General features: G+C 70.5%; 17 protein-coding genes, 1 tRNA gene and 1 pseudogene. 5 read left to right on the forward strand and 14 right to left on the reverse strand.

All coding sequences use genetic code 11. The features are described 5' to 3' along the window. Positions 1–43 precede the first annotated feature (43 nt). The 4 genes and pseudogenes from ACZZY9_RS04450 to ACZZY9_RS04465 all read left to right on the forward strand — a co-directional run bounded on the left by ACZZY9_RS04450 (position 44) and on the right by ACZZY9_RS04465 (position 3,749). Positions 44–2,620, forward strand: a complete 2,577-nt coding sequence (locus ACZZY9_RS04450; RefSeq protein WP_463463149.1) for a transglycosylase domain-containing protein — start codon at positions 44–46, stop codon at positions 2,618–2,620. 38 nt (positions 2,621–2,658) lie between these two features. Further along, positions 2,659–2,988: pseudogene (locus tag ACZZY9_RS04455) on the forward strand (metallophosphoesterase); the annotation flags it as partial. A gap of 295 nt (positions 2,989–3,283) precedes the next feature. Then, a complete protein-coding gene (locus ACZZY9_RS04460; RefSeq protein ID WP_463464695.1) occupies positions 3,284–3,568 on the forward strand; it encodes a hypothetical protein in 285 nt (94 codons plus the stop codon). Between the two features lie 107 nt (positions 3,569–3,675). Then, positions 3,676–3,749, forward strand: a tRNA-Pro gene (locus tag ACZZY9_RS04465). 259 nt (positions 3,750–4,008) lie between these two features. Here the strand turns inward: ACZZY9_RS04465 and ACZZY9_RS04470 are convergent. The 9 genes from ACZZY9_RS04470 to ACZZY9_RS04510 all read right to left on the reverse strand — a co-directional run bounded on the left by ACZZY9_RS04470 (position 4,009) and on the right by ACZZY9_RS04510 (position 13,066). Next, a complete protein-coding gene (locus ACZZY9_RS04470; RefSeq protein ID WP_463463150.1) occupies positions 4,009–4,614 on the reverse strand; it encodes a thymidine kinase in 606 nt (201 codons plus the stop codon). Continuing rightward, positions 4,614–5,363, reverse strand: coding sequence for a response regulator transcription factor (locus ACZZY9_RS04475; RefSeq protein WP_463463151.1), 750 nt, complete (start codon positions 5,361–5,363; stop codon positions 4,614–4,616). The genes ACZZY9_RS04470 and ACZZY9_RS04475 overlap by 1 nt, the downstream gene beginning before the upstream one ends. Then, a complete protein-coding gene (locus tag ACZZY9_RS04480; protein ID WP_463463152.1) occupies positions 5,350–5,541 on the reverse strand; it encodes a hypothetical protein in 192 nt (63 codons plus the stop codon). The genes ACZZY9_RS04475 and ACZZY9_RS04480 overlap by 14 nt, the downstream gene beginning before the upstream one ends. Next, positions 5,493–6,491: a hypothetical protein gene (locus tag ACZZY9_RS04485; RefSeq protein ID WP_463463153.1), complete on the reverse strand. Its 999-nt coding sequence runs from the start codon at positions 6,489–6,491 to the stop codon at positions 5,493–5,495. Before ACZZY9_RS04485 ends, ACZZY9_RS04480 begins: the two co-directional genes overlap by 49 nt. Then, on the reverse strand, positions 6,488–7,789 hold the full coding sequence (locus ACZZY9_RS04490; RefSeq protein ID WP_463463154.1) for a sensor histidine kinase: 1,302 nt from the start codon (positions 7,787–7,789) through the stop codon (positions 6,488–6,490). The genes ACZZY9_RS04485 and ACZZY9_RS04490 overlap by 4 nt, the downstream gene beginning before the upstream one ends. Positions 7,790–7,924: 135 nt before the next feature. Further along, the gene (locus tag ACZZY9_RS04495) at positions 7,925–9,022 is read right to left on the reverse strand and encodes an Rv2578c family radical SAM protein (RefSeq protein WP_463464634.1); all 1,098 of its coding nucleotides are present in this window, start codon (positions 9,020–9,022) and stop codon (positions 7,925–7,927) included. A 54-nt stretch (positions 9,023–9,076) separates the two neighbouring features. Further along, a complete protein-coding gene (locus ACZZY9_RS04500) occupies positions 9,077–10,555 on the reverse strand; it encodes a malate:quinone oxidoreductase (protein ID WP_463463155.1) in 1,479 nt (492 codons plus the stop codon). Between the two features lie 84 nt (positions 10,556–10,639). After that, positions 10,640–11,701, reverse strand: coding sequence for an aspartate-semialdehyde dehydrogenase (locus tag ACZZY9_RS04505; protein ID WP_463463156.1), 1,062 nt, complete (start codon positions 11,699–11,701; stop codon positions 10,640–10,642). A 99-nt stretch (positions 11,702–11,800) separates the two neighbouring features. Further along, entirely contained in the window at positions 11,801–13,066 is a 1,266-nt protein-coding gene (locus ACZZY9_RS04510) for an aspartate kinase (RefSeq protein WP_463463157.1), read from the reverse strand. Between the two features lie 148 nt (positions 13,067–13,214). On the opposite strand from ACZZY9_RS04510, the gene ACZZY9_RS04515 reads away from it, so the two are divergent. Further along, positions 13,215–14,024 carry a DUF1206 domain-containing protein gene (locus ACZZY9_RS04515; RefSeq protein WP_463463158.1) on the forward strand — a complete coding sequence of 270 codons (810 nt, stop codon included), beginning with the start codon at positions 13,215–13,217 and terminating at the stop codon, positions 14,022–14,024. A 7-nt stretch (positions 14,025–14,031) separates the two neighbouring features. Here the strand turns inward: ACZZY9_RS04515 and recR are convergent, their stop codons facing one another. From recR to ACZZY9_RS04540, 5 genes are all read right to left on the reverse strand, one after another. Further along, positions 14,032–14,631, reverse strand: a complete 600-nt coding sequence (gene recR / locus ACZZY9_RS04520) for a recombination mediator RecR (RefSeq protein WP_192058695.1) — start codon at positions 14,629–14,631, stop codon at positions 14,032–14,034. Positions 14,632–14,633: 2 nt separating this feature from the next. Next, positions 14,634–17,072, reverse strand: coding sequence for a DNA polymerase III subunit gamma and tau (locus ACZZY9_RS04525; RefSeq protein WP_463463159.1), 2,439 nt, complete (start codon positions 17,070–17,072; stop codon positions 14,634–14,636). Between the two features lie 134 nt (positions 17,073–17,206). Beyond that, positions 17,207–22,480: a beta strand repeat-containing protein gene (locus tag ACZZY9_RS04530; protein ID WP_463463160.1), complete on the reverse strand. Its 5,274-nt coding sequence runs from the start codon at positions 22,478–22,480 to the stop codon at positions 17,207–17,209. Positions 22,481–22,587: 107 nt separating this feature from the next. Continuing rightward, a complete protein-coding gene (locus ACZZY9_RS04535; RefSeq protein ID WP_463463161.1) occupies positions 22,588–23,679 on the reverse strand; it encodes an HTTM domain-containing protein in 1,092 nt (363 codons plus the stop codon). Continuing rightward, on the reverse strand, positions 23,676–24,395 hold the full coding sequence (locus tag ACZZY9_RS04540) for a DUF5819 family protein (protein WP_463463162.1): 720 nt from the start codon (positions 24,393–24,395) through the stop codon (positions 23,676–23,678). Before ACZZY9_RS04540 ends, ACZZY9_RS04535 begins: the two co-directional genes overlap by 4 nt. Positions 24,396–24,652: the final 257 nt, after the last annotated feature.

Consider the following 24,652-nt stretch of genomic DNA (forward strand, 5'->3'; position numbering starts at 1 on the left):
TCCGTTCAGCTTGGTTTTCCGGGTTGTCACTTACCCTGATCTTATGTCTGACCCAAAATCGAAGCCGACGTCCGTCGTCGGCGCGCTCTTCGGCTTCGTCGGCTTCAGCGTCCTGGCCGGTCTGCTCGTCACCATCGGTGTGACACCCGCCATCGCCGTCGCCGGCATGACCGCGTCCAGCTCCATCGGCGTCTTCGAGTCGATCCCCGAGTACATCGAGATCGGCAAGCTGCAGCAGCGCAACGTGCTGTACGGCAAGCAGAACGGTAAAGACGTCCCGTTCGCGACCCTGTACGCGCAGAACCGCGTCGCCCTGAAGTGGGACGATGTCTCGCCCGAGCTCAAGAACGCCGTCGTCGCGGGTGAGGACCGTCGCTTCTACGAGCACGGCGGAGTCGATCTGACATCGCTGGTGCGAGCCGGCGTCGGCTCTCTCGCCGGCGGTCTCGGCGAGAGCGGCGGCGGATCGACCCTGACGATGCAGCTGGTGCGCAACATCCGGCTCGCCGAGGCTCAGGAGCTCACCGGCGACGCGCAGACCGCCGCCGTGAAGGAGGCGAAAGAGGTCAGCATCGAGCGCAAGCTCCAGGAGATGAAGTTCGCGATCGGCCTCGAGAAGAAGTACAGCAAAGACGACATCCTGCTGGCCTACCTGAACATCGCGTACTTCGGCGACCAGGCCTACGGCGTGCAGGCCGCCGCCCAGCACTACTACAACAAGGAGGCCAAGAGCCTCACCGCGGTCGAGGCCGCGAGCCTCATCGCCATGGTGCAGTACCCGGAGAAGCGGAACCTCGCCACGCCCGACAACTACCAGGGCAACGTCGACCGGCGGAACGTGATCCTCGCCAGCATGCTCGCCGAGGGCTACATCACCCAGAAGAACTACGACGCGTCGATCGACGACTCGCCCGCCGACTACGTCAAGCTGACGCAGCCGACCCAGGGCTGCTCGGCCGTCACCGCCCCCGGCGCCCAGCAGTTCTGCGACTACGTCAAGAAGAGCATCAAGGACCTCCCGTCGCTCGGCAAGAACGCTGAAGAGCGCGACGCCAACTGGCGGACGGGCGGCTACAAGGTCTACACGACGATCAACCTCGACCTGACCGCCAACGCCCGCGCCCAGATCGACCGCTACGCGCCGCCTACGGAACCCGCACTCGAACTCGGGAGCGCGGTCAACTCCGTCGAGGCCGGCACGGGTCGTGTCGTCGTCATGGCGCAGAACCGCAATCTCAACGAAGACCCCGAGGTCACCGATCCGACCGTCACGGCGCTGAACTACAGCACCGACAAGCCCTACGGCGGATCGTCCGGCTTCCAGACCGGTTCGACGTACAAGCCGTTCACCCTGATCGACTGGCTGCAGAACGGGCACGGGCTGTCCGAGGTCGTCAACGGCAGGCCGCGGCCCTTCACCCCGATGACCGTCGACGGTCAGCAGTACAGCACGGTCGACGGGCAGTTCCCCCAGGGATTCGCACCGAAGAACGACGACGGCCGCAATCCGGGTTATGTGACCGCCCAGCGGGCCACGGCGCTGTCGATCAACACGGCCTACGCCGCGATGGCTCAGAAGCTCGACCTCGCCGACATCCGCGACGTCGCCAGCTCGCTCGGCGTGCACCGCGCCGACGGAGCCGAGCTGGCCACCAACACCTCGTCGTTCCTCGGGACGAACGAGATCGCACCGTTGACCATGGCCGCCGCCTACGCGGGCATCGCCGCGGGCGGGAACTACTGCAAGCCGATCATCGTCGACCAGATCGTCGATGCAGACGGCAAGGAGATCGGCGGTCAGCCGCAGGAGTGCAAGCAGGCCCTCGACCCGGCCATCGCCGCAGCGACCATCCAGGGCATGTCGCAGCTGTGGTCCGGCGGCGGAACCGGTGTGGGGGCCCTCCCCGCCGACGGCATCCCCGAGATCGGCAAGACCGGTACCACCACCGACAAGGACCAGATCTGGCTGATCGGCTCGACGAGCAAGCTGGCGACGGCGGTCTGGATGGGCAACGTGCAGGGCAAGGTCAGCCTCCGCACGGCCTACTCGCCGGCCACCGGAACCACCTACGCCAACGCCCGGGCGTACTTCTTCCGTGACGTGCAGTCGGTCAACAACACCGTCTACGGCGGAGGGGCGTTCCCCACCGCCGACCCGAGCGTCGTCCGCGGCAGCGCCGCACAGGCCCTTCCCGACCTCAGCGGCAAGACGGCGGAGCAGGCCGCCGCCACGCTCCGCGGCCTCGGTCTGAGCTACACCGACGGCGGTCAGCAGGAGTCCACGGCGCCGATCGGCACCGTCTCGGCCACCTCACCGGTCGCCGGCACCCAGGTGTCGCAGGGCACTGCCGTGACCGTGTACACCAGCGTGGGCACCAACGCGGCGACCGTGCCGAACGTGGTCGGCACGAAGTACGACGCCGCCGTGGCGGCGATCGGCGCCGCAGGCTTCGATCCGTCGAAGGTCGTGCTCGCTGGATACACGGTGGGTACCGAGCAGAATCAGTGCGAGGTGTCTCTGATGGAGCCGGGCGGAGGCGCGTCCGTCGACAAGGGCACGGCGGTCGCCATCCAGCTCTACGGCAATGCCGAGGGTCGCGACCCGGGCGACTGCACGTGAGTCCCCTGATCACCGGCAGGACGACGGCCGCGACCGCGATGGTGGGCGCGGCCGTCGGCCTGGGTGCCTTCGCCTGGGGATCCCTCGTCGAGCGGAACCGATTCACCGTCCGTCACGAGGTCCTGCCCGTCCTCGAAGCGGGCTCCCGCAGTCTCACGATCCTCCACCTCAGCGACCTCCACCTCGCACCGTGGCAGACGGAGAAACAGGAGTGGGTGCGCGGTCTCTCCGTCTACGAGCCCGACCTCATCGTCAACACCGGCGACAACATGGGGCATGCGGACGCCCACGAGGCGCTGGAGTACACGCTCGAGCCGTTCCGAGACGTCGCCGGAGTGTTCGTCCACGGTTCGAACGACTACTACGCGCCGACGCCCAAGAACCCCCTCGCGTACTTCGGCGGGCCGAGCAAAGCCCATCGCACGCCGACGCCGCTCGACATCGATCGCATGGAGTCGTTCTTCCGAGGCCTCGGCTGGCTCGACCTCAACAACACCGCACGCGCGATCGAGGTGCGAGGTTCGAGGCTCGAACTGTTCGGCGTGAACGACGCCCACCGGGAGCTGGGACCGCCTCGACCGCCTCCCCGGCGCACTCGACGACCTGCGCGAGAACGTCGGCTGGCAAGACGATCGCAGAGGCCCCGAACCGATCAGCATCGCCTTGACGCACGCGCCCTACCAACGGGTGCTGAACTCGTTCGTCACCAACGGCGCAGACGTCATCTTCGGCGGGCACACCCACGGCGGACAGGTCCGCGTGCCGGGCTACGGGGCCCTCGTGACGAACTGCGACATCCCCCGCGCGAAGGTCAGCGGCCTCAGCACCTGGAGTCACGCCCGGCGCACAGCGCATCTCGAGATCTCGGCCGGGCTCGGCACCTCGATCTACGCCCCCGTCCGATTCGACTGCCGACCCGAGGCGGTCGTCGTCACCCTCACCGCCTGACCATCGGCCCGCCGGACCTCCGACCACGCGCTCGGTCACGGACGACCCGAATCGTTTGCTAACATGATCAGGTTGCACCGGCAGCAGAACACCGCAGCCGGCCACATCGGGGTGTGGCGCAGCTTGGTAGCGCGCCTCGTTCGGGACGAGGAGGTCGTGGGTTCGAATCCCGCTACCCCGACATGGAAATTGGCTCCACCCTTGGGTGGGGCCATTTTCCATTCAGTACCTGTTATTCGCCCTTCGGGCGACATGAAAAATGGCTCCACCCTTGGGTGGGGCCATTTTCATTCCGTGCCCGTGGTTCGCCCTTCGGGCGACAGGAAAAATGGCTCCACCTTTGGGTGGGGCCATTTTCCATTCAGTATCTATGATTCGCCCTTCGGGCGACATCGAAAATGGCTCCACCCTCGGGTGGGGCCGTTTTCATTCAGCACCGGTCAGGAGAGGCGGTTGCCGCTCTCGGCGAGGTAGCACGCGCCGCAGAGCGACTCGTAGGTGACCTCGTGGCCGTCGATGGCCACCTGGTCGCCGTCGAAGACGAAACGCCCGTCGATCGTCCGGGCGTTGAAGACCGCCTTGCGACCGCACCGGCAGATCGTCTTCAGCTCTTCGAGCGAGTGCGCCACCTCGAGCAGGCGACGACTGCCCGGGAACGCCGTCGTGCGGAAGTCCGTCCGGATGCCGTAGGCCAGCACCGGCACGCCCTCGAGGATGGCGATGCGGAGCAGGTCATCGACCTGAGCCGGCTCCAGGAACTGGACCTCGTCGACCAGCAGACAGGCGATGTCGCTGCCGGTCGCCTCGCGCACCCGCGCCCGCTCGGCGCAGAAGACGTCGAGGACGTCGTCGCCGGGCGCGAACGCGACGTCCGCCGTGCGGCTGACCCCGAGCCGCGAGACGATCTGATCGTCGCCCTTGGTGTCGACGCGCGGTTTGGCGAGCACGACCCGCTGACCGCGCTCTTCGTAGTTGTACGCGGCCTGCAGCAGGGCGGTGCTCTTGCCGCTGTTCATCGCCCCGTAGCGGAAGTAGAGCTTCGCCACTACTGCAGGTAGCCGTCTTCGGCGGCGCGGCGGATCAGCTCGGACTTCTTGCTCGCCGGTCGGTTCGCCTTCGCGTACTTCTCGCGGACGCGGCGCAGATAGGTCTTCGCCGTCTCGTACTGCACGTTCATCTGCTGCGCGACCTCGTTCGTGCTGAATCCCGACACGTAGAGGCGGAACGCCTCGGACTCGCCGGCGCTGAGCTTGGGTCGGCTCTGGTTCGTGGCCCCGACGGGCAGCGGCCGCCAGTCGCGCTGCGGCGACGCGTCGCGGGCGACGCCCATGACCTGCCGAGCGGCGTCCATCACCTCGCGCATTGGCAACGACTTCGACAGGAACGCCGAGGCCCCTGCCTCGAGCGCGCGCTCGCGAGACTCGCGGGTGTCGAGACTCGACAGCACGATGACCTTCGCACCCGCGGCACGGCAGGTGCGCACCCGGGCCTCGATCGACACGGGCTCTTTCAGCTGGAAGTCGAGGAAGACGAGATCGGTGGGGAAGTTGTCGCTGTGTACCAGCTGCAGCCAGGTGTGCGCCGTGAGCACCAGGTCGAAGTCGAAGGCGTTGACGTTGATCCAGCTCGAGAGGCTGTCGAGCAGCACCTCGTGGTCGTCGAGGATCGCGAGGCGGACCCGCCGCGTCGACGGGTCGCCGCCCGAGGGGCCGACGGTGTTCCACGACGGGGCCGCCGCGGATCGCGAGTAGCCGGGGCGGTGGGACGAGCGGTCGCTCGACTCAGTGCTGGTCATAAGAAAACCTTAGTGTCAGGAGGGGAGGGCTCAGATCGACCACGAGGTCGTCGTAGACGACGCGGACGACGGCGAAGTAGGGGGCGAGCCGGTTGCGGACGGCGAGGTCGGGCGCCCGGGTGGCGACGGTCAGACGGATGTCGACCCGCGCCTCCTCGGCTCGCACCGCGATGCGCACGTCGGACGCGTCGACGACACCGGTGTCGGCGAACGCCACGATGAGGGCTCGGAGGGCGGTCCGGTGGTCGTCGGCCATCTCGCCGGCCAGGTGCTCGGGGTCGTCGACGACTCCCCCACTGCGACCGCCGGGGCCGTGGGAGGCTGCTCGAGCCAGCTGCGGTCCGCTTCGGCCACCATCGTCCCGCGCAGCGTCTCGGCGATGGCACGAGCGCGCCGGCTGTCGTCAGCGGTCACCTCGCCGGCCTCGATCAACCCGGTGAAGAACGGCACGACGTCGCGGTTGAGGATGGTCACGCGGTCCTGCTGCACCGACCGCGCGATGCCGGCCCGGAGATCGGCGGTGCCGGCCCGGCGATACGAGGAGGCGCGCTCGACCCAGTGGTCGACCAGCGTCACGAAGGTGGCCGAGAACGTCGCCCCGGCCGACGTCAGCGCGAGCACGGGCGTCACCGCCACGACGACGTAGAGGGCCGGCGTGAGACCCGCGGCGAACGAGGGGCTCTCGACGACCACCACGATGCCGATCACGGAGGCCAGGATCAGGCCCGCGATCGCGATCTCCCGTCCGGGCCGGTACGGCGCAAGACCGAGGATCAGCACGCCGACCGAGACGGATGTCCAGTCGTCTCGGACCATCTCGTTGTGGCCCGCCGTCGAGACGACCGAGAGCACGACCACCGCCGCGAGCAGGACGACCATCACCACGACGTGAGGTCTCCGGAACGGCGCACGCGCGGGCCGGGATCCGAGCACCAGCACGGTCGAGGCCGCCACCAGGGCGCCGAGCGCGGCGACGGCTGCGGGCCACGAGGCGACGTCGGCACGGACGACGACCGTCACCACGACGGCGTAGAGGACGGCGGCCAGCCCCGCCATGATGGTGATCGGACCGGCGCTGAGCGCACCGAGCGGGTCGACCTGCTGCGGCGTCCGCTCCCGGCGGCTCACGCCGCCCCTCCGGCGATGGTCCGCCCGGCGCCGGGAGCGCCATCGCCCGGGCCGCCATCGCCCGGGCCGTCACCGGCACGGCCGCGCGCGTCGGTTCCCGAGACGGCACCGGTGTCGGCGGACGTGCCGATCGGCACCCGGATGACGACGCTCGTGCCGCTGCCCACGGACGACCAGATCTGCACCTCGCCGCCGACCCGCTCCATCCGCGCCTGCACGGAGTTCTTCAGCCCGAGACGGTCGGCGCCGGTGCCCTCGACGTCGAAGCCGACCCCGTCGTCGATCACCATGACGGAGACGTCGTCCGCGACGCCGTAGACCACGACCTCGGCCCGCGTCGTCCCGCTGTGCTTCTCGACGTTCGCCAGGCACTGCGCGACGGCGAGCCCGAGAGCCTGCGCCTGATCGGCGCTCAGCCGGGCCACGGCGGTCACGTCGCCGGTCACGCCGATCTCGAGCCCTGCCTCGCGAGCGGACTCGACGGCGAGGGCGAGCTCGCTCCGGTGCCAGTCCTGGGGCATGCCCTCGGACGCCCGACCGGCGAGCCACTCCTGCCCGACGAGCGTCTCGATGTCGGCGGACATCGATTTCGTGATCCGCGGAGCGAGCGGCCCGGGAGTGGCGGAGGCGACGGCCGCGAGATGACTGAGGACGGTGTCGTGCAGCAGAGCGGCGGCCTGCTGCTCGATGTCGTGGCGGATGCCCTGCAGCTGCTGGTCGAGAGCGGCCCGGTGCAGACTGGGCTGCGCGCGCCGGGCACGATCTCGTGCGATCACGCCCCAGCCCACGGTGACGACGACCAGCAGGTAGGTCAGGGCCGTCGCGACGTCGAACTGCGAGGTCTCACCCGTCTGCCATGTGGCGGCCAGGGTCGCCATCTCGCCGAGGACGACCGCGATCGTGGCCCAGACGAGACCGAGCCTCGGTTGGCGGCCGCTGCCCGCCACCAGGATGAGGGCGATCTTGGGCAGCGAGAGCGAGAAGGCGTCGGACGTCTGCACGGCCGGTATCTGAGCCAGGATCGTGATGGCGTACCAGTACGTCGCCGCGGAGCCGATGGCGAGGAAGGCGGCCATGGCCGACGCCGTGCGTCGACGCTGGAGGACGACGCTCATGGCGACGAGGGTGCAGATCGCGACCAGGGCGGGCCAGAGGATGTAGCCGGGGCCGGTGGCCTGACTGATGACGAGCACGAGCGACGCGCTGGCGAGCACGACGCAGGCCATGACGTAGCAGGCTCGGGCGACTGCGCGACCGGTGCTCTGCGGAGCCAGGTGAGCCGGGAGGCCGAGCAGCATGCGGCCTCCTTCTCGTCGACGGGCTGACTGATGAAGTATGCCTGAACATGGACTTTATCTGTACCCCGTTATCGAGGGGTGTCGACGGGTATCGCCCGGAACACGCCTGTTTTGTGCCCCGACCGGGCGTCGATGTCAGAACAGCCGAGGATGCGCGGTGCGAGCCCCGCCCGGCAGCTCGGCCGCGAGGAGGGCGCGCGACCCCGCGATCGCCTCCGCCCGGTCGCCCAGCGCGTCGTGCACGCGGGAGCGCGTCGACCCGGTCGACGGGTCGGTGCGCCCGCGTTCGAGGCCGTACTCGGCCAGCAGGGGCCGCAACCGTGCGGCCAGCCACTTGCGGTACCCCGTCGGCGCATAGGTGCCCCGGGAGTAGAGGTCGGTGTAGCGGTGGAGCACCTCGGGATGCTCGCGGCCGAGCCACGCGAAGAACCACTCTTTGACACCGGGCTTGAGGTGGAGAGCGCTGTACATGACGCTGGTGGCTCCCGAGTCGCGGACCGCCGACAGCGCTGCGCGCAGATGGTCGACGCCGTCGGTCAGATGCGGCAGCACGGGCATCATGAAGACCGACACCTCGAGGCCGAGGTCGCGTGCGGCACGGACGGTGGCCAGGCGTGCGGCCGTCGTGGGGGTGCCGGGTTCGAGGGACTGCTGGAGCTCGTCGTCGTAGATCGCGATGGACATCGAGATGTCGACGGGCACCTGCTGCGCCGCCTCGGCCAGCAACGGGAGGTCGCGACGCAGGAGCGTGCCCTTCGTCAGGATGCTGAACGGCGTGCCCGACTCGGCCAGGGCCGCGATGATGCCGGGCATCAGGCGGTATCGACCCTCGGCCCGCTGATACGGATCGGTGTTCGTCCCCAGGGCGACGGGGGCGTGCTGCCACGACGGCCGCCGCAGCTCTCGGGAGAGCACCTCGGCGACGTTGACCTTAACCACTATCTGGCGGTCGAAGTCGTCGCCACCGTCGAGATCGAGATACTCGTGCGTCGGTCGCGCGAAGCAGTAGACGCACGCGTGACTGCACCCGCGATAGGGGTTGATCGTCCAGCCGAAGGGAAGAGTCGAATCGCCGCCCGGCACCCTGTTCAGCGCGCTCTTCGCCAGGATCTCGTGGAACGTGATGCCCTCGAACTCGGGCGTCGTGACCGAACGGACGACCGACGACAGTCGCACGAGCGGTGGCGACGCGTCGTCTCTCTCGACGTCGACACCCTGACCGCTCCACCGCATGCGCTCAGTCGAACACATGTTCGAACAGGAGTCAAGCCGACCCCGCCCGCTCGATCAGGCGTGGATGTTCAACGCCTCGGCGGTGGCCCCCAGGGTCGCCGCCGCCTTCGCCTCGTCGGTCGCGAGCGGCGTGCCGTACGTGGGCACCATGCGACGGAGCGTCGGCTGCCACGCCGACATCCGCGACGGGAAGCAGCGTTCCAGGACGTCGAGCATGATGGGCACGGCCGTCGAGGCCCCGGGCGAGGCGCCGAGCAGCCCCGCGATCGAGCCGTCGGCCGCCGAGACGACCTCGGTGCCGAACTGGAGCACCCCGCCCTTCTTCGCATCTCTCTTGATGACCTGGACGCGCTGACCGGCGGTGATGCGGTACCAGTCCTTCGGATCGGCGTCGGGTACGAACTCGCGCAGCGCCTCGAACTTCGTGCTCTTGCTCGCGGCGAGCTGACCGACCAGGTACTTCACGAGCGAGAGGTTCGCGAGCCCGGCGCGGATCATCGGGCAGAGATTGTGCGGCCGGATCGAGGCGAAGAGATCGAACCACGACCCGCTCTTCAAGAACTTGGGGCTGAACCCGGCGTACGGGCCGAACATGAGGCTGGCCTGCCCGTCGACGACCCGGGTGTCGAGGTGCGGGACGGACATCGGCGGCGAGCCCACGGCGGCCTTGCCGTAGACCTTCGCCTGATGCCTGGCCACGATCGCCGGGTCGTCCGTGCGCAGGAACTCCCCGCTGACCGGGAACCCGCCGAACCCCTCGATCTCGCGGATGCCCGACTTCTGCAGCAGGTTGAGGGCTCCCCCGCCGGCTCCGACGAAGACGAACGCCGCCTCGATCTCGAACGCGGCACCCGACTTCGGGCGGACCGAGATCGTCCACCCGCCGCCGGCGCGGCGTTTCAGACCGGTCACGCGGTGCCCCAGGCGAAGCTGAGCACCGGAGGACTGCAGGTCGGAGACGAGGAGGCGCGTGAGGCTCCCGAAGTCGACGTCCGTGCCCGCGGCGATCCGGGTCGCCGCGATCGGCTGGCCGAGGGGTCGCCCGGAGGCGAGCAGAGGCGCCCACTCGGCGATGCGCTCGCGATCGGTGCTGAACTCGAGCCCCTGGAACAGCGGGTGGTCGCGGAGAGCCTCGAAGCGCTTGCGGAGGTACTCGACGTTCTTCTCGCCCCAGACGAAGCTCATGTGCGGACTCGAGTTGATGAACGCCTCGGGCTCGGGCAGGGCGCCCTCGGCGACGAGGAACGACCAGAACTGCCGCGAGACCTGGAACTGCTCGTTGACTTTGACGGCACTGCTGGTCTCGATGGACCCGTCGGCGCGCTCGGGCGTGTAGTTCAGCTCGCACAGGGCGGAGTGCCCGGTGCCCGCGTTGTTCCAGGGATTGCTCGACTCGAGGGCGACGTCGTCGAGGGCCTCGATGATCTGGATGGACCAGTCGGGCTCGAGCTGCTTGATCATGGCGCCGAGGGTGGCGCTCATGACGCCCCCACCGATGAGGGCTACGTCGACGGGCTTCTTCGCATCGTTCACGAGCGCCAGTCTAGGCCCCGGGCATCGAGGGTCAGCCGGGCGCCCGGGCGGGGTGTCTCGATGTCGAGACAGCGACCCGCCCGGTCAGACTCGGACGGAGGTGGTGCGCTCGGCCGCGACGATCTCGGCGATCTGAACCGCGTTGAGCGCCGCGCCCTTCCGCAGGTTGTCGTTGCTGATGAAGAGCGCCAGCCCGCGGTCGCCGGGCACACCCTCGTCCTGACGGATCCGCCCGACGTAGCTCGGATCGGTGCCGGCCGCCTCGAGCGGCGTCGGCACGTCGGTCAGCACGACCCCGGGCGCGTCGGCGAGCAGCTCCTTCGCGCGGGCGGCGGTCAGCGCGGACGAGAACTCGGCGTTGATCGAGAGCGAGTGCCCGGTCAGGACGGGCACGCGCACGCAGGTGCCGCTGACTCGCAGGTCGGGGCGCTCGAGGATCTTGCGGCTCTCGTTGCGCAGCTTCTTCTCCTCGTCGGTCTCGTCGAGACCGTCGTCGACGATGCTGCCCGCGAGGGGGATCACGTCGAAGGCGATCGGTCGGACGTACACCTCGGGGTTGGGCATCGTCACGGCCGAGCCGTCGTGCACGAGCCCCGCGGCGTCCTGCTCGAGAGCGGCCCGCGCCTGACCGAGGAGCTCGTCGGCGCCCTTGAGCCCACTGCCCGAGACCGCCTGGTAGGTGCTGACGATGAGTCGCTCGAGACCGGCCTCGGTGTCGAGCACCTTGAGGACGGGCATGGCGGCCATGGTGGTGCAGTTCGGGTTCGCGACGATGCCCTTGACGGCCTGGCCGATCGCGTGCGGGTTGACCTCGCTGACGACGAGCGGCACCTCGGGGTCCATCCGCCAGGCGCTCGAGTTGTCGATGACCAGGGCGCCGGCCGCGGCGAAACGCGGTGCGTGCGCCCGCGAGCCGGTGGCGCCGGCCGAGAAGAGGGCGATGTCGAGACCGGTCGGGTCGGCGGTCTCGATGTCCTCGACGACGATGTCGGCACCGCGGAACGGCAGTGTGGTGCCGGCGGAGCGCGCCGTCGCGAAGAACCGGATCTCGGCGAGCGGGAAGTCGCGCTCGTCGAGCAGTCGTCGCATGACCTTGCCGACCTGACCGGTCGCGCCGACCACGCCGACGCGCAGACCTTCAGCCATCGTCTTCTCCTGGGGTGTCTCGGTGGTGCGGTGGGTGTTCACGGGGCAGGAGGCGCGGTGCGGGCCGCGCCGCGCCTCCTCGGGGATCTCCGGGTCGGGTCAGCGACCGGTGCCGGCGTGGACCACGGCCTCGACGTCGCCGTCGAGTCCGAACGCCGTGTGCACGACGCGGAGGGCGTCGTTGAGGGTGTCGGCCCGGGTGACCACCGAGATGCGGATCTCGCTGGTCGAGATCATCTCGATGTTGATTCCCGCCTCGAACAGCGCGGTGAACAGCTGCGCCGAGACACCGGCGTTGGTGCGCATGCCGGCGCCGACGAGGGCGAGCTTGCCGATCTGGTCGTCGTACTGCAGCGACTCGAAGCCGCTCTCGGCGCGCTCGGACTCGAGCGCCTGGAGCACGACGGCGCCCTCGGACTTCGGGAGCGTGAAGGAGATGTCGGTGCGACTCGTCGAGGCGGCCGAGATGTTCTGCACGATCATGTCGATGTTCGCACCGGTCTTGGCGACGGTGCGGAAGATCTGCGCCGCCTTGCCGGGCACGTCGGGGACTCCGACGACGGTGATCTTGCCCTCGCTGAGGTCACCGGCGACACCGCTGATGATGGGCTCTTCCACGTTCTCTCCCTCTTTCGGGTTGACGACCAGGGTTCCCTCGTTGTTGTTGAACGACGAGCGGACGTGCAGGGTGACGCCGTGACGCCTGGCGTACTCGACGGCACGGATGTACAGCACCTTCGACCCCGCCGCGGCGAGTTCGAGCATCTCCTCGCTCGTGACCCGGTCGAGCTTGCGCGCCTTGGGCACGACACGGGGGTCGGCCGTGAAGATGCCGTCGACGTCGGTGTAGATCTCGCAGACGTCGGCGTCGAGCGCGGCGGCCAGCGCCACCGCGGTGGTGTCGGACCCGCCGCGGCCGAGGGTGGTGATGTCGCCCGTGGTGCGGTTGAAGCCCTGGAACCCGGCCACGATGGCGACGTAGCCGGCGTCGAGGGCGTCGCGGATCCGCTTCGGGGTCACGTCGACGATGCGGGCCTTGCCGTGCTGGGCGTCGGTGATCATGCCGGCCTGGCTGCCCGTGTACGAGCGCGCCTCGACGCCGAGGCTGCGGATCGCCATGGCGAGCAGCGCCATGCTGATGCGCTCGCCCGCGGTGAGCAGCATGTCGAGTTCGCGCCCCCCGGGGATGGGGCTGACCTCGTTGGCCAGGTCGAGCAGCTCGTCGGTCGTGTCGCCCATCGCGCTGACCGCCACGACGACGTCGTTGCCGGCCTTGCGGGTCTCGACGATGCGTTTCGCGACGCGCTTGATGCTCTCGGCGTCGGCGACGGACGACCCGCCGAATTTCTGCACGATCAAGCTCACGGTGACTCCAGAAGAGGGAACGGCGCGTCGGATCGACGTCGCGCCTGCGTCCGCCGATTCTATTCGGTGCCGCGGGCGTGTGACGCACGGTCGACCCGCGGTCGGAGCGGACCGGGCGGGCCGACCTCCGCTCCCCTACGGTTGACGCATGCCCGACGCCTCAGCAGAAGCCCGCCAGACCACCAGCAGGGTGCAGAACAGCCGCCCCCTGAAGACCCTCGCGCGGGTCGGCTTCGGCATGAACGGCGTGCTGCACATCCTCATCGGGGTGATCGCCCTGCGGATCGCCTTCGGGGGCGGTGGCGAGGCCGACCAGGGAGGCGCGCTCGGGGAGCTCGCATCGCGCCCGGCGGGCGGGGCCCTGCTCTGGGTGATCGTCGTCGGGCTGTGGGCTCTCGGTCTCTTCCAGGTGTTGGAAGCCGCTCTCGTCCGGGGGACGGAGAAGGAGGACTGGGCCGCTCGGGTCAAGGAGGGCGGCAAGGGCGTCGCCTACCTCGCGGTCGGCTTCACGGCCTTCACGTTCGCCCGGGGCGGGTCGAGCGACAGCTCGGATCAGACGGAGTCGCTGAGCGCCCGGCTGCTGGCGACTCCGGGCGGCGTCGTGCTGCTCGTCGTCCTGGCCCTGGTCGTGGTCGGCATCGGCGGGTACATGGTCGTGAAGGGGATCCGGCAGAAGTTCCGGGAGGACCTCGTCGTGCCGTCGGGCACGTCGGGTCGGGTCACGATCGCCCTCGGCGTCGTGGGCTACGTCGCCAAGGGGATCGCGCTCGTCGTCGTCGGCGTCCTCTTCGGGGTGGCCGCCGTGCAGGCGGATCCTGACGAGGCGTCGGGTCTCGACGGCGCCCTGAAGGCCCTGGCCGAGCTGCCGTTCGGGACGATCGTGCTGACTGGCGTGGCGTTCGGACTCATCGCCTTCGGTCTGTACAGCTTCGTGCGGGCGCGTCGCGCACGACTCTGATCGGGCCTCACTCGGTGACGAGCCGGCGCCCTTCGAAGGCCCGGCCGAGGGTGACCTCGTCGGCGTACTCGAGGTCGCCGCCCACCGGCAGGCCGGAGGCGAGTCGGGTCACCCGGAGACCGAACGGCGAGAGCATGCGCGACAGGTACGTGGCGGTGGCCTCTCCTTCGAGGTTCGGGTCGGTGGCGATGATGACCTCCTGGACGGTGTCGTCGGCGAGACGCTGGACGAGCTGCCGGATGCGCAGATCGTCTGGTCCGATGCCGTCGATCGGGCTGATGGCCCCGCCGAGCACGTGGTACAGCCCTCGGAACTCGCGCGTCCTCTCGATCGCCTGGACGTCTTTGGCCTCTTCGACCACGCAGATGGTGGCGGGCGAGCGTCGGGGGTCGCGGCAGATGCCGCAGGTCTCCTGTTCGGTGACGTTGCCGCAGATCTCGCAGAAGCGCACCTTGGTCTTGACGTCGACGAGCAGCTCGGAGAGCCGGGTGGTGTCGAAGTTCTCGCTCTGGAGGATGTGGAAGGCGATGCGCTGCGCCGACTTCGGACCGATGCCCGGCAGTCTGCCGAATTCGTCGATGAGCTCTTGGACGATGCCCTCGTACACGACTACTCGCTTCTCTGAGGCGTGACGCGGGGAGCGATCGTCTCTTCTTCGATGAACTGGGCGTTGAGGATCTCACGGACGACGGCCTCGCCGTACCTCGAGTTGGCGGGGATGCCCCGTCGGGGGTCGCCGGCAGCCGCCCGTCGCTCGGGCGCGGAGGCGCCGGACCGTGACGGTTCGCTCGGTGCGCCCGCACCGGACGTCGAGACCTTGCTCGACGCCGACGACGACGTCGGACCATCCGACGGACGAGCGGTCGCGGGTGGTGCCGCGACGGGTGCCGGATCGGCGTCGATCCGCGGGGCTCCGCCGTCGGGTTCTTCGGTGATGTGCTCGGGCTCGTCGGGTTCGGGCGGCGCCGTCTGCGGGATCGCCGCGACGTCCCACCCGGTGACGGGCGAGGCGGCCTGACGGGCTGCCGGTCGTGCGGCCGCGGGTGCCTGCTCTACGGGCGCTCGGCTCGGCACCGGGGGCTCGGTGGCCGCGCGTTCGTCTGCAGGGGGCTCGGCGGCGGACGGCTCGGCGGCCGAGGGCACGGGTGCATCGGCCGGCGACACGGGGTTCGACGCCGCCGGGGTCTCCGTCGCCGGGATCTCCGTCGGCGCCGGTGCGGGGGCTGGGCGCGTCGGCGCGCCCTCGACCCGCGCGATGTACTTGACGGTCACGCCGAGGACGCTCTGGATGGCCCGTCGGAGGTGCTCGCTGACGCCTTCGCCCGCGCCCTGCGGCTTCTTGAAGTTATCGACGTCGCTGGCGCTCGGGAAGGTCAGGGTGAGGACGTCGTCGGCGTAGGCCTGCACCGTCGCGGTGACGACGACCATCCACGCGGTGCGCTTGGCCTTCTCGACGACCTCGACGATCTCGGGCCAGCTGTCGCGCATCTGCTGCAGTGTGACCGGGGCCGTCGACGATGCGCGTTCGGCGGGGTCGGCGGGGACGCCGTCGACCACGGGCGGCGTCTGGGCCCACGCTGCCGAGTGCGCCGCCGTCGGCGCTGCCGGAGCCGACGGCGTCGACTGTTCTGCCTGCCTGGGCTGTGCCGCCTGCGCCGGCTGCGCTTCTGGGCTCCGGTCCGGGGTCTTGGCGCCCCAGGCGGCCGAAGCCGTGGCGGCGACGGCACCGGGTGCCGACCCGGTGACCGGGGTCGACTCGACCGCGGGTGCCGGCGTTCGAGCCGCCGCGGAGGGCTGGACCGCACGGGACTCGGTGCGCGGGGCGGCTGCCGACGATGACGTGCGAGCGGTGGGAGGCGCACCCGCGACCGACGCCTCGACGCCCTCGACGCCGACGCGACGCTCGAGGCGCTCGACCCGGGCCAGTGCCCCGCGTTCGGTCTCGTCGGCCTCGGGGACGAGCACCCGGGCGATCATGAGCTCGAGGTGCAGACGCGGCGACGTCGCCCCCATCATGTCGGTGAGGGCGCGGTTGACGACGTCGGCGGAGCGGGAGAGCTCGGCGGCGCCGAAGGACCGGGCCTGGTGCAGCAGGCGGTCGAGCTCGTCTGCGGTGATGCCGCGGAGCACGGCGGAGGCCCCTTCGGCCGTCGCGCCGACGACGATCAGGTCGCGCAGTCTCTCGAGGAGGTCTTCGACGAAGCGACGGGGGTCTTGCCCGGTCTGCACGACCCGGTCGACGGCCGCGAAGGCGGCCGCGCCGTCATGCGCACCCAGGGCCTCGACGACCTCGTCGAGGAGGGAGGCGTGCGTGTAGCCGAGGAGGGCCACGGCACGTTCGTATTCGATGCCGCTGTCTTCGCTGCCCGCCATGAGCTGGTCGAGCAGCGACAGGGTGTCACGGACGGAGCCGCCGCCGGCCCGGACGACGAGGGGCAGCACGCCGGGAGCGGCGTCGACCTTCTCGGTCGCGCTGAGCTGCTGCACGTAGTCGAGCATCTGCGCCGGGGGGACGAGACGGAAGGGGTAGTGATGCGTGCGCGACCTGATCGTGCCGATGACCTTGTCGGGCTCGGTGGTCGCGAAGATGAACTTGACGTGCTCGGGCGGCTCTTCGACCACCTTGAGCAGGGCGTTGAAGCCCTGCGGCGTGACCATGTGGGCCTCGTCGAGGATGAAGATCTTGAAGCGGTCGCGAGCCGGCGCGAAGATGGCGCGGTCTCGGATGTCTCGGGCGTCGTCGACGCCGTTGTGACTGGCCGCGTCGATCTCGATGACGTCGAGCGAACCGCCACCGTCTCGGGCCAGTTCGACGCAGGACGGGCAGACGCCGCACGGGGTGTCGGTGGGCCCCTCGGCGCAGTTGAGGCAGCGGGCGAGGATGCGGGCCGACGTGGTCTTGCCGCACCCGCGGGGACCGCTGAAGAGATAGGCGTGGTTGACGCGGTTGGTGCGGAGGGCGGTGCGCAGAGGATCGGTCACCTGCGTCTGCCCGATGAGCTCGGAGAAGTTCTCTGGCCGGTAACGGCGATACAAGGCGGTGACCACGGGACCAGAGTAGCCGGGGCCACCGACAGCGGACTACTCGCGAGAAGGCCCCGCCCGCGACTGCGGACGAGGCCCTCTCTCGATGGACGGCGACGACGAGGTGGGTGAGTCCCTCGCCGTCACCGACCCCGGCTCTAGCGCATCGTCGTCCCGAACCTGCTGCGACGACGGGAGGCCAGGAGCATCCCGAGGCCGAGCACGAGGATGCCCGTGCCGGTGGCCGCCCAGGGCAGGGCGTCCAGTCCCGTGTAGGCGAGGGTGCTGCCTCCGGTGCTCGGGCGTCCGCCCGCCCCGACGACGATGCCCGCGCCTCCTTCTGTTCCGACCGCACCCGCTCCGACAGCGGCGTCGACGACCACGAACTGGGTGCTGTCGTTCTCCGGCTCGACCAGCGATGATTCGCTGCCGGTCAGTTCGACGCGGTGCAGCCCCAGCTCGAAGTCGGCGCCGACGGCGAACCGGAACGTGACCGTCCCGTTCGCGTCGGCGACCTGCGAACCGAGGGGGATCGGCGTCGATCGGACGACCGCGCTCACCGTCTCACCGGGGACGAAGTCGGTGCCGTAGACGGTCTGGACGACCCCGGTGCCGCGGACGATGCGCTTGATCTGGACCGTGGAGGAGTGGTCGCCAGAGGACGCGTCGGGCGTGGTGCCGGTACCGGCGGTGTCGGTGCCGGCGGTGTCGGTGCCAGCGGTGTCGGTACCAGCGGTGTCGGTACCGGCGGTGTCGGTACCAGCGGTGTCGGTACCGGCGGTGTCGGTACCAGCGGTGTCGGTACCGGCCGTGCCGACGACGTCGGTGCCCGCGGTGTCCGTCGCGACCGTGCCGATCACGTCGGTGCCGACCGAGGCCACCACGTCCGTGCCGACCGTGCCGACCACGTCGGTGCCGACCGAGGCCACCACGTCCGTGCCGAGCGTGCCGGTCACGTCGGTCGCCAGCACATCCGTGCCGAGCGTGTCGACGGCCGTCCCGAGCACATCCGTGCCGATGACGTCAGTACCCAGCACATCGGTGCCGAGCACGTCCGTCCCCGCCGTGTCCGTGGCGGTGCCGATCACGTCGGTGCCGATCGAGTCGGTCGCCGTCCCGACGATGTCCGATCCGGCCGAGTCCGTCGCGATGGTGCCGACGACATCCGTGCCCGCGCTGTCCGTCGCGATCGTGCCGATCACATCCGTCCCCGCGGTGTCCGTCGCGACCGTGCCGACCACGTCGGTGCCGACCGAGGCCACCACGTCCGTGCCGACCGTGCCGGTCACGTCGGTCGCCAGCACATCCGTGCCGAGCGTGTCGACGGCCGTCCCGAGCACATCCGTGCCGATGACGTCAGTACCCAGCACATCGGTGCCGAGCACGTCCGTCCCCGCCGTGTCCGTGGCGGTGCCGATCACGTCGCTGCCGATGGAGTCGGTCGCCGTCCCGACGATGTCCGACCCGGCCGAGTCCGTCGCGTTGGTGCCGACGACGTCCGTTCCGGCGCTGTCAGTCGCGATGGTGCCGACGACGTCCGTTCCAGCGCTGTCCGTCGCGATGGTGCCGATGACGTCCGTGCCCGCACTGTCAGTCGCGACCGTGCCGATCACATCCGTCCCGGCGGTGTCCGTCGCGACCGTGCCGACCGCGTCGGTGCCGACCGAGGCCACCACGTCCGTGCCGAGCGTGCCGGTCACGTCGGTCGCCAGCACATCCGTGCCGAGCGTGTCGACCGCCGTACCGAGCACGTCCGTGCCGGCCACGTCGGTACCCAGCACGTCCGTGCCGACCACGTCGGTGCCGATCGAGTCGGTCGCCGTGCCGACGGTGTCCGACCCGGCCGAGTCCGTCGCGACCGTGCCGACGACGTCCGTGCCCGCGCTGTCCGTCGCGATCGTGCCGATCACATCCGTCCCCGCGGTGTCCGTCGCGATGGTGCCGACGACATCCGTGCCCGCGCTGTCCGTCGCGATCGTGCCGATGACGTCCGTGCCCGCACTGTCAGTCGCGACCGTGCCGATCACATCCGTCCCCGCGCTGTCCGTCGCGACCGTGCCGACCACGTCGGTGCCGACCGAGGCCACCACGTCCGTGCCGACCGTGCCGGTCACGTCGGTCGCCAGCACATCCGTGCCGAGCGTGTCGACCGCCGTCCCGAGCACGTCCGTGCCGGCCACGTCGGTACCCAGCACGTCCGTGCCGATCACGTCGGTGCCGATCGAGTCGGTCGCCGTCCCGACGATGTCCGACCCGGCCGAGTCCGTCGCGATGGTGCCGACGACATCCGTGCCCGCGCTGTCCGTCGCGACCGTGCCGATCACATCCGTTCCCGCGCTGTCCGTCGCGACCGTGCCGATCACATCCGTCCCGGCGGTGTCCGTCGCGACCGTGCCGACCACGTCGGTGCCGACCGAGGCCACCACGTCCGTGCCGACCGTGCCGGTCACGTCGGTCGCCAGCACATCCGTGCCGAGCGTGTCGACCGCCGTACCGAGCACGTCCGTGCCCGTCACGTCGGTGCCCACGACATCGGTGCCGATCACGTCGGTGCCGGTCGAATCCGTCGCCGTACCGGCGATGTCCGTGCCGATCGAGTCGGTCGCCGTGCCGACGATGTCCGACCCGGCCGAGTCCGTCGCGATCGTGCCGACGACGTCCGTGCCTGCGCTGTCCGTCGCGATGGTGCCGACGACGTCCGTCCCGGCGGTGTCCGTCGCGATGGTGCCGATCACATCCGTGCCCGCGCTGTCCGTCGCGACCGTGCCGATCACATCCGTCCCGGCGGTGTCCGTCGCGACCGTGCCGACCACGTCGGTGCCGACCGAGGCCACCACGTCGGTGCCGATCGTGGCCACCGCGTCCGTGCCGAGCGTGTCGACCGCCGTCCCGAGCACGTCCGTGCCTGTCACGTCGGTGCCCACGACATCGGTGCCGATCACGTCGCTGCCCGTCGAATCCGTCGCCGTACCGGCGATGTCGGTGCCGATCGAGTCGGTCGCCGTGCCGACGATGTCCGACCCGGCCGAGTCCGTCGCGACCGTGCCGACCACGTCGGAACCCGCGCTGTCCGTCGCGACCGTGCCGATCACGTCCGCACCAGCGGTGTCCGTCGCGACCGTGCCGATCACGTCCGCGCCAGCGGTGTCCGTCGCGATGGTTCCGATCACGTCCGTGCCGGCGCTGTCCGTCGCGACGGTACCGGTCGCATCGGTGCCCGTGACGTCGGTGCCGACGTCGGCGGTCTCGACCTCGATCGTGACCGTCTCGCCTTCGACGAACACCGTCCCGTCGAGCGACTGCTCGGGCGTGATGACGTACGTCCCGACGCCGACGCCCGTGAAGGTCGTCGTCCACCGCCCGTCCGTGCTCACCGCGGCCTGAGGGGCTCCGGCTCCGAGCGAGACCCGGACGGTCGCGCCGGGCTCCGCGGTCCCGGTGACGGTGACGTCGGTCGTGCTCGTGGACGTGGCCACGACGACGGGTGCCGAGCCGTCGGGGCTCGTGATGACGACCGGTGCGGCGAGCCGCACGTCGATCACGGTGGTGACGGCGGCCGAGGGAACCCCCGTGCCGACGGTCTGGGTGGCCGAGACGGTCTGGTCCGGTCCGATGGCGACGCCCGGGACGACGACGCTCCACGTTCCCGCGGCGGTGGCCGTCGTCCGAGCGATCGCGGAGCCGATCGTCACGTTCACGACGGCGTCCGGTGCGGACAGACCGCCCACCGTCACCGCGGTCTGCGTGGCGGGGCCGAGGACGACGAACTCGTCACCGGCGTCGGGGGTGTTGATCGTCAGGGCGTCGAGCGCCTGCGCGTTGACCGTGGCGCTGGCCAGGTCGACCACTGCGCCGGAGCCCGCACCGTCGGGCAGGATCGCCAGACGCAGTGCACGGACCGTGGAGGCGCCGGTGTCGGTGCCGTCCGGGTCGCGGAAACCAGGACCGGTCTGCGAGTTCACCGTCACCGAGACGAGGCTGTTCACGACGTCGAGCACCGGGCTGAGGACGTCGCCGACCCCGCTCGTCGCCGCGGATAGGACGTCCCCGACCGCGTCGAGCGCGGTCCCGTCGAGCACGGGCGCGAGCACCGGCCGCGTGATGCCGGGCAGCGCGACCTCGACGGCGTCGGAGACGCCTGTGAGCACGACGTCGTTCAGGAGTGCCCGGACCGGCACCAGCAGCAGCTCGATCGCGGGAGTGGCGTTCGGCAGCGGCGTCAGCGTCGACGTCGCGACGGGCCGGGTGGGGTCCGTCCCGAGCAGAGCGCCGAGCGTCGTGTCGACCCTGATGGTGAGCGTGGCGAGGGGCGCCGTGGTGGCGGACCCGAGCAGAGGAGTCACCGACACGGTCGGAGTCGTCGTGACGACCGCCTGGACCCGAGTGGTGTCGATCGCTCCGGTGATCGCGGTGCTCAGCGAGTCGGGCAGGGTCGTGTCGAAGATGGTCGACAGCGCCGTCTGGAGCTCCGCCTCGACGGCGGCTCCCGTGAGCAGCTCGGTGTTCGCCGGCAGATCGTTCAGCGACTGCAGGTCGGCGACGTCGACCGTGACGTCACCGGTCGACAGGTCGACGGTGACGGGCCCGCTGGTCAACGGCGCCGAGAGGACGGGAGCGGTCGCGGCGGGCAGGTCCACGCTCGCCGTGACGGCGGCCTGCGTGTTGCCCAGGGTGAGGGTGCTCCCCAGCACCGACAGCGCACCGCGGACGGGTGCGAGGACACCCGTCTCGATCGCGTCGGGTAGATCCGCGGTCGCGCCGTTGGCCGAGACGTTCAGCTCGTCGATGGTGCTCGTCAGATCGCCGGTGAGCGCCTCCACCGCCGGGCTGTGCAGCGCGATCGTCGCTCCATCGACCTGGTACTCGCTGTCGACGGTGTATCCGGTGCTCGTGCGGGTGGCCTCCGCGCGAGACGAGATCGCACCGATCTCGAGCGCGAGCTCGTCGGCGAGACCGGCGATCTGGGCCTGGGTCAGGAACCCGGTGAGGTCGAGGGACGCCTGCTGGGCCGGCGTGCCGTCACCGGCCTGCACGAGACCGCTCTCGGTGATGAGCCCCGAGGCCGCCACCGAACCGCCGGGTGTCGCGGAGCCGTACTGGGACACGGCGCCCAGGTCGAGGATGCCGTTGTCGCCGAGCAGCTGCACGCCGCCCTGGAGGCGGAGCGTCTGCAGCGCGGTGAGGTCGAGCGGGTCGACGACCGGGGCGGACGTCGTGCCCGAGTACGACGAGTAGGCGCCCGCGAGCTCGGCGACGTCGTCGACGTCGACGATGCCGCTCCCGCTGAGGAAGAGCCCTTCCGCCTCGGAGACGTCCGGTGGTGCCGCCTGGGCGGGGACCACCGTCGCGGTGACGACGAGCGTCCCCACGGCGACGGCCGCCCCCCAGAGTCCTAGCGTGCCCAGGGGGCCGCGGTGAGTGAGTTGTCGCACGGGTGCCTCTTTCTGGCGGGCCTCGGGCCCGCCGGCTGATCCGACTCCCCCGGTGGTTGGCCGAGGGTGTGCTGTGGTGCAGGTGGTGGTGTCGCGTGGTCGTCCCGCTAGGTGACAGCGGGCGACGTCCGATCGCTCGGCGCGCCTTCGGGCAGCTCGCCGATCCCTCCCCTCGATCTCGAGATCCTGGCCCGGGCGGTCCGGGCGCGTTCCGCGACGAACACCGCGGCGCGCTGGAAGGTGACCGTCCGGATGAAGATCATGTCCGCCGCGAGCATCGCGAGCGAGAACAACGGGAGGCCCATGAAGAGGCCGATCCCGATGTGCATGCCGCTCACGCCGAGCAGGCCGACGACCCGCGTCCAGCGCCGCAGCAGCAGGAACGGGAAGAACAGCTGGACCGCGACGGCGAACCAGGTCGCGAACGCCACGAGCACGCCGCTGGTGGTCAGCAGACCGCTGAGGGCCGGCCACGGTGCGAATCGATCGACGTGCAGCGGGTAGTAGATCGCCGTGCCGTCTCGCCAGAGCTCGCCCTGAACCTTCGACAGACCGGCGACGACGTAGACGACGAAGAGCTGACCCGCCACGGCCACGAGAGCCCCGTTGTGCAGCAGCGTCGAGACCCAGCCCGCCTCCTCACGGGCCCGAGCGACCCATCGGGGACGCGAGGCGACCGCGGCACGGCCCCGCGCCTCCTGCCGGCTCCTCCGACGCGCGTCGAGCGACCAGACGCGCGAGAGGTCGGTGAAGCAGAAGTAGAAGAGGAACAGCCGGACGGCGTTGTCCGTCTGGTCGACGGCGAGCACGTTCGAGGCCGCGAGGCTGGCGTACAGCCAGAGCGTCGCGATCGCGGCGACGCGGGCGTGCCAGCCGAGGAGGAGCGCGAGGGCCGACAGCCCCAGCGCGACGTAGCCGATCCAGAACGCCGGGCCGCCCACCTGCGCCGCGTCGAAGATCACGAACGGGAACCCCCAGGTCGACGACCGATTGAGCGGCTCGGACCAGCCTGACGCGCCTCCCCAGGTGTACGACGCGGTGCTCGCGTTCGCGAGCACGAACAGGAGGATGCCCAGGCCGGTCACGATCCGCGCGGCGGCCACGCCGTAGAGCGCCTTCCGGCCGTCGAGGAACCACCACTCGAGACGCCCGGCGAGCCGGGCCCAGGAGGCGCGGGCGACGTCCACCACGGCGCTCACGACCGGCCCCCGGGGCCGTACAGCACGTCGATGGCGCCCTGGTCGAGCGTCGAGTCGGGCAGCGGCGAGCGCCATCCGCCCGTCACGAAGCGGAACTCGGGGTTCGGGGCGGGGTCGGCGCGCTGCTCGAACGGGGTGACGGGAGTGATGCGGACTCTGACCTGCACGTCGTCGACCTCGCCCCACTGTGCCGCGGCCACCGCGGAGGCGATGCGGTTCAGGGCGTCCTCGTAGTCGACGTACGACCGGACGGCGCCGTCGCCGGCGGAGGACGTCGCGGCGAGGTCGTCGACGAGCTCCTGCCGCCAGTCGCCGTCGGTGAGGGTCTGTCCCACCGCGGGGCCCGCCTCGTCGCCGAGCGCCTGGTAGGCCCGGAAGTACCCGCGGGCCAGCGAGAAGTTGGTCAGGTAGGTGCGTGACGGCACGAGGTGGTGCGTCACCCCGTTGGCGATGTCGCGATCGGTGATCGTGAACCACTCGGTGGCCGCGCTCTCGCCGGTCGGGACGGCGCGGACGTCGAGCGAGATGTCGCTCGAGACCGGATCGGGGGCGAAGACGGACCAGCTCTGCTGGAAGAACGGCAGCATGTACCCGCGCAGGGTCTCCTCCCCGACGGCCGCCCGGACCGGGTTCGCGGCCGACGACCACAGCAGCGTCGCCCCCAGGTGGCCGACGAGCAGCACGAGCACGAGCCCGAGGGCGATGCGCGGCGCCACGGGTCGACGACTGTCTCTCCGCCTGCTGCGGCGCGCTCCCCCGCGGGTGGACGAGTCGGACCCGCCCGAGAGCGAAGACGGTGAGCCGACGACGATGGTCGGCGCGGGGTCGCCCGGGGTAGGGGTCGACGAGGCGTTTCTGATCCTGTGCGACGTCACGGTCGCGGTCCTCTCGGGTCGATCGATCTCGTTCCGCCGTGGTGAGGGGCGGGACAACCGGCTCTGGTGAGGGGCCGGATCGCGTCGTGGTGAGCGGC

Source organism: Frigoribacterium sp. AC394, from assembly GCF_979258095.1.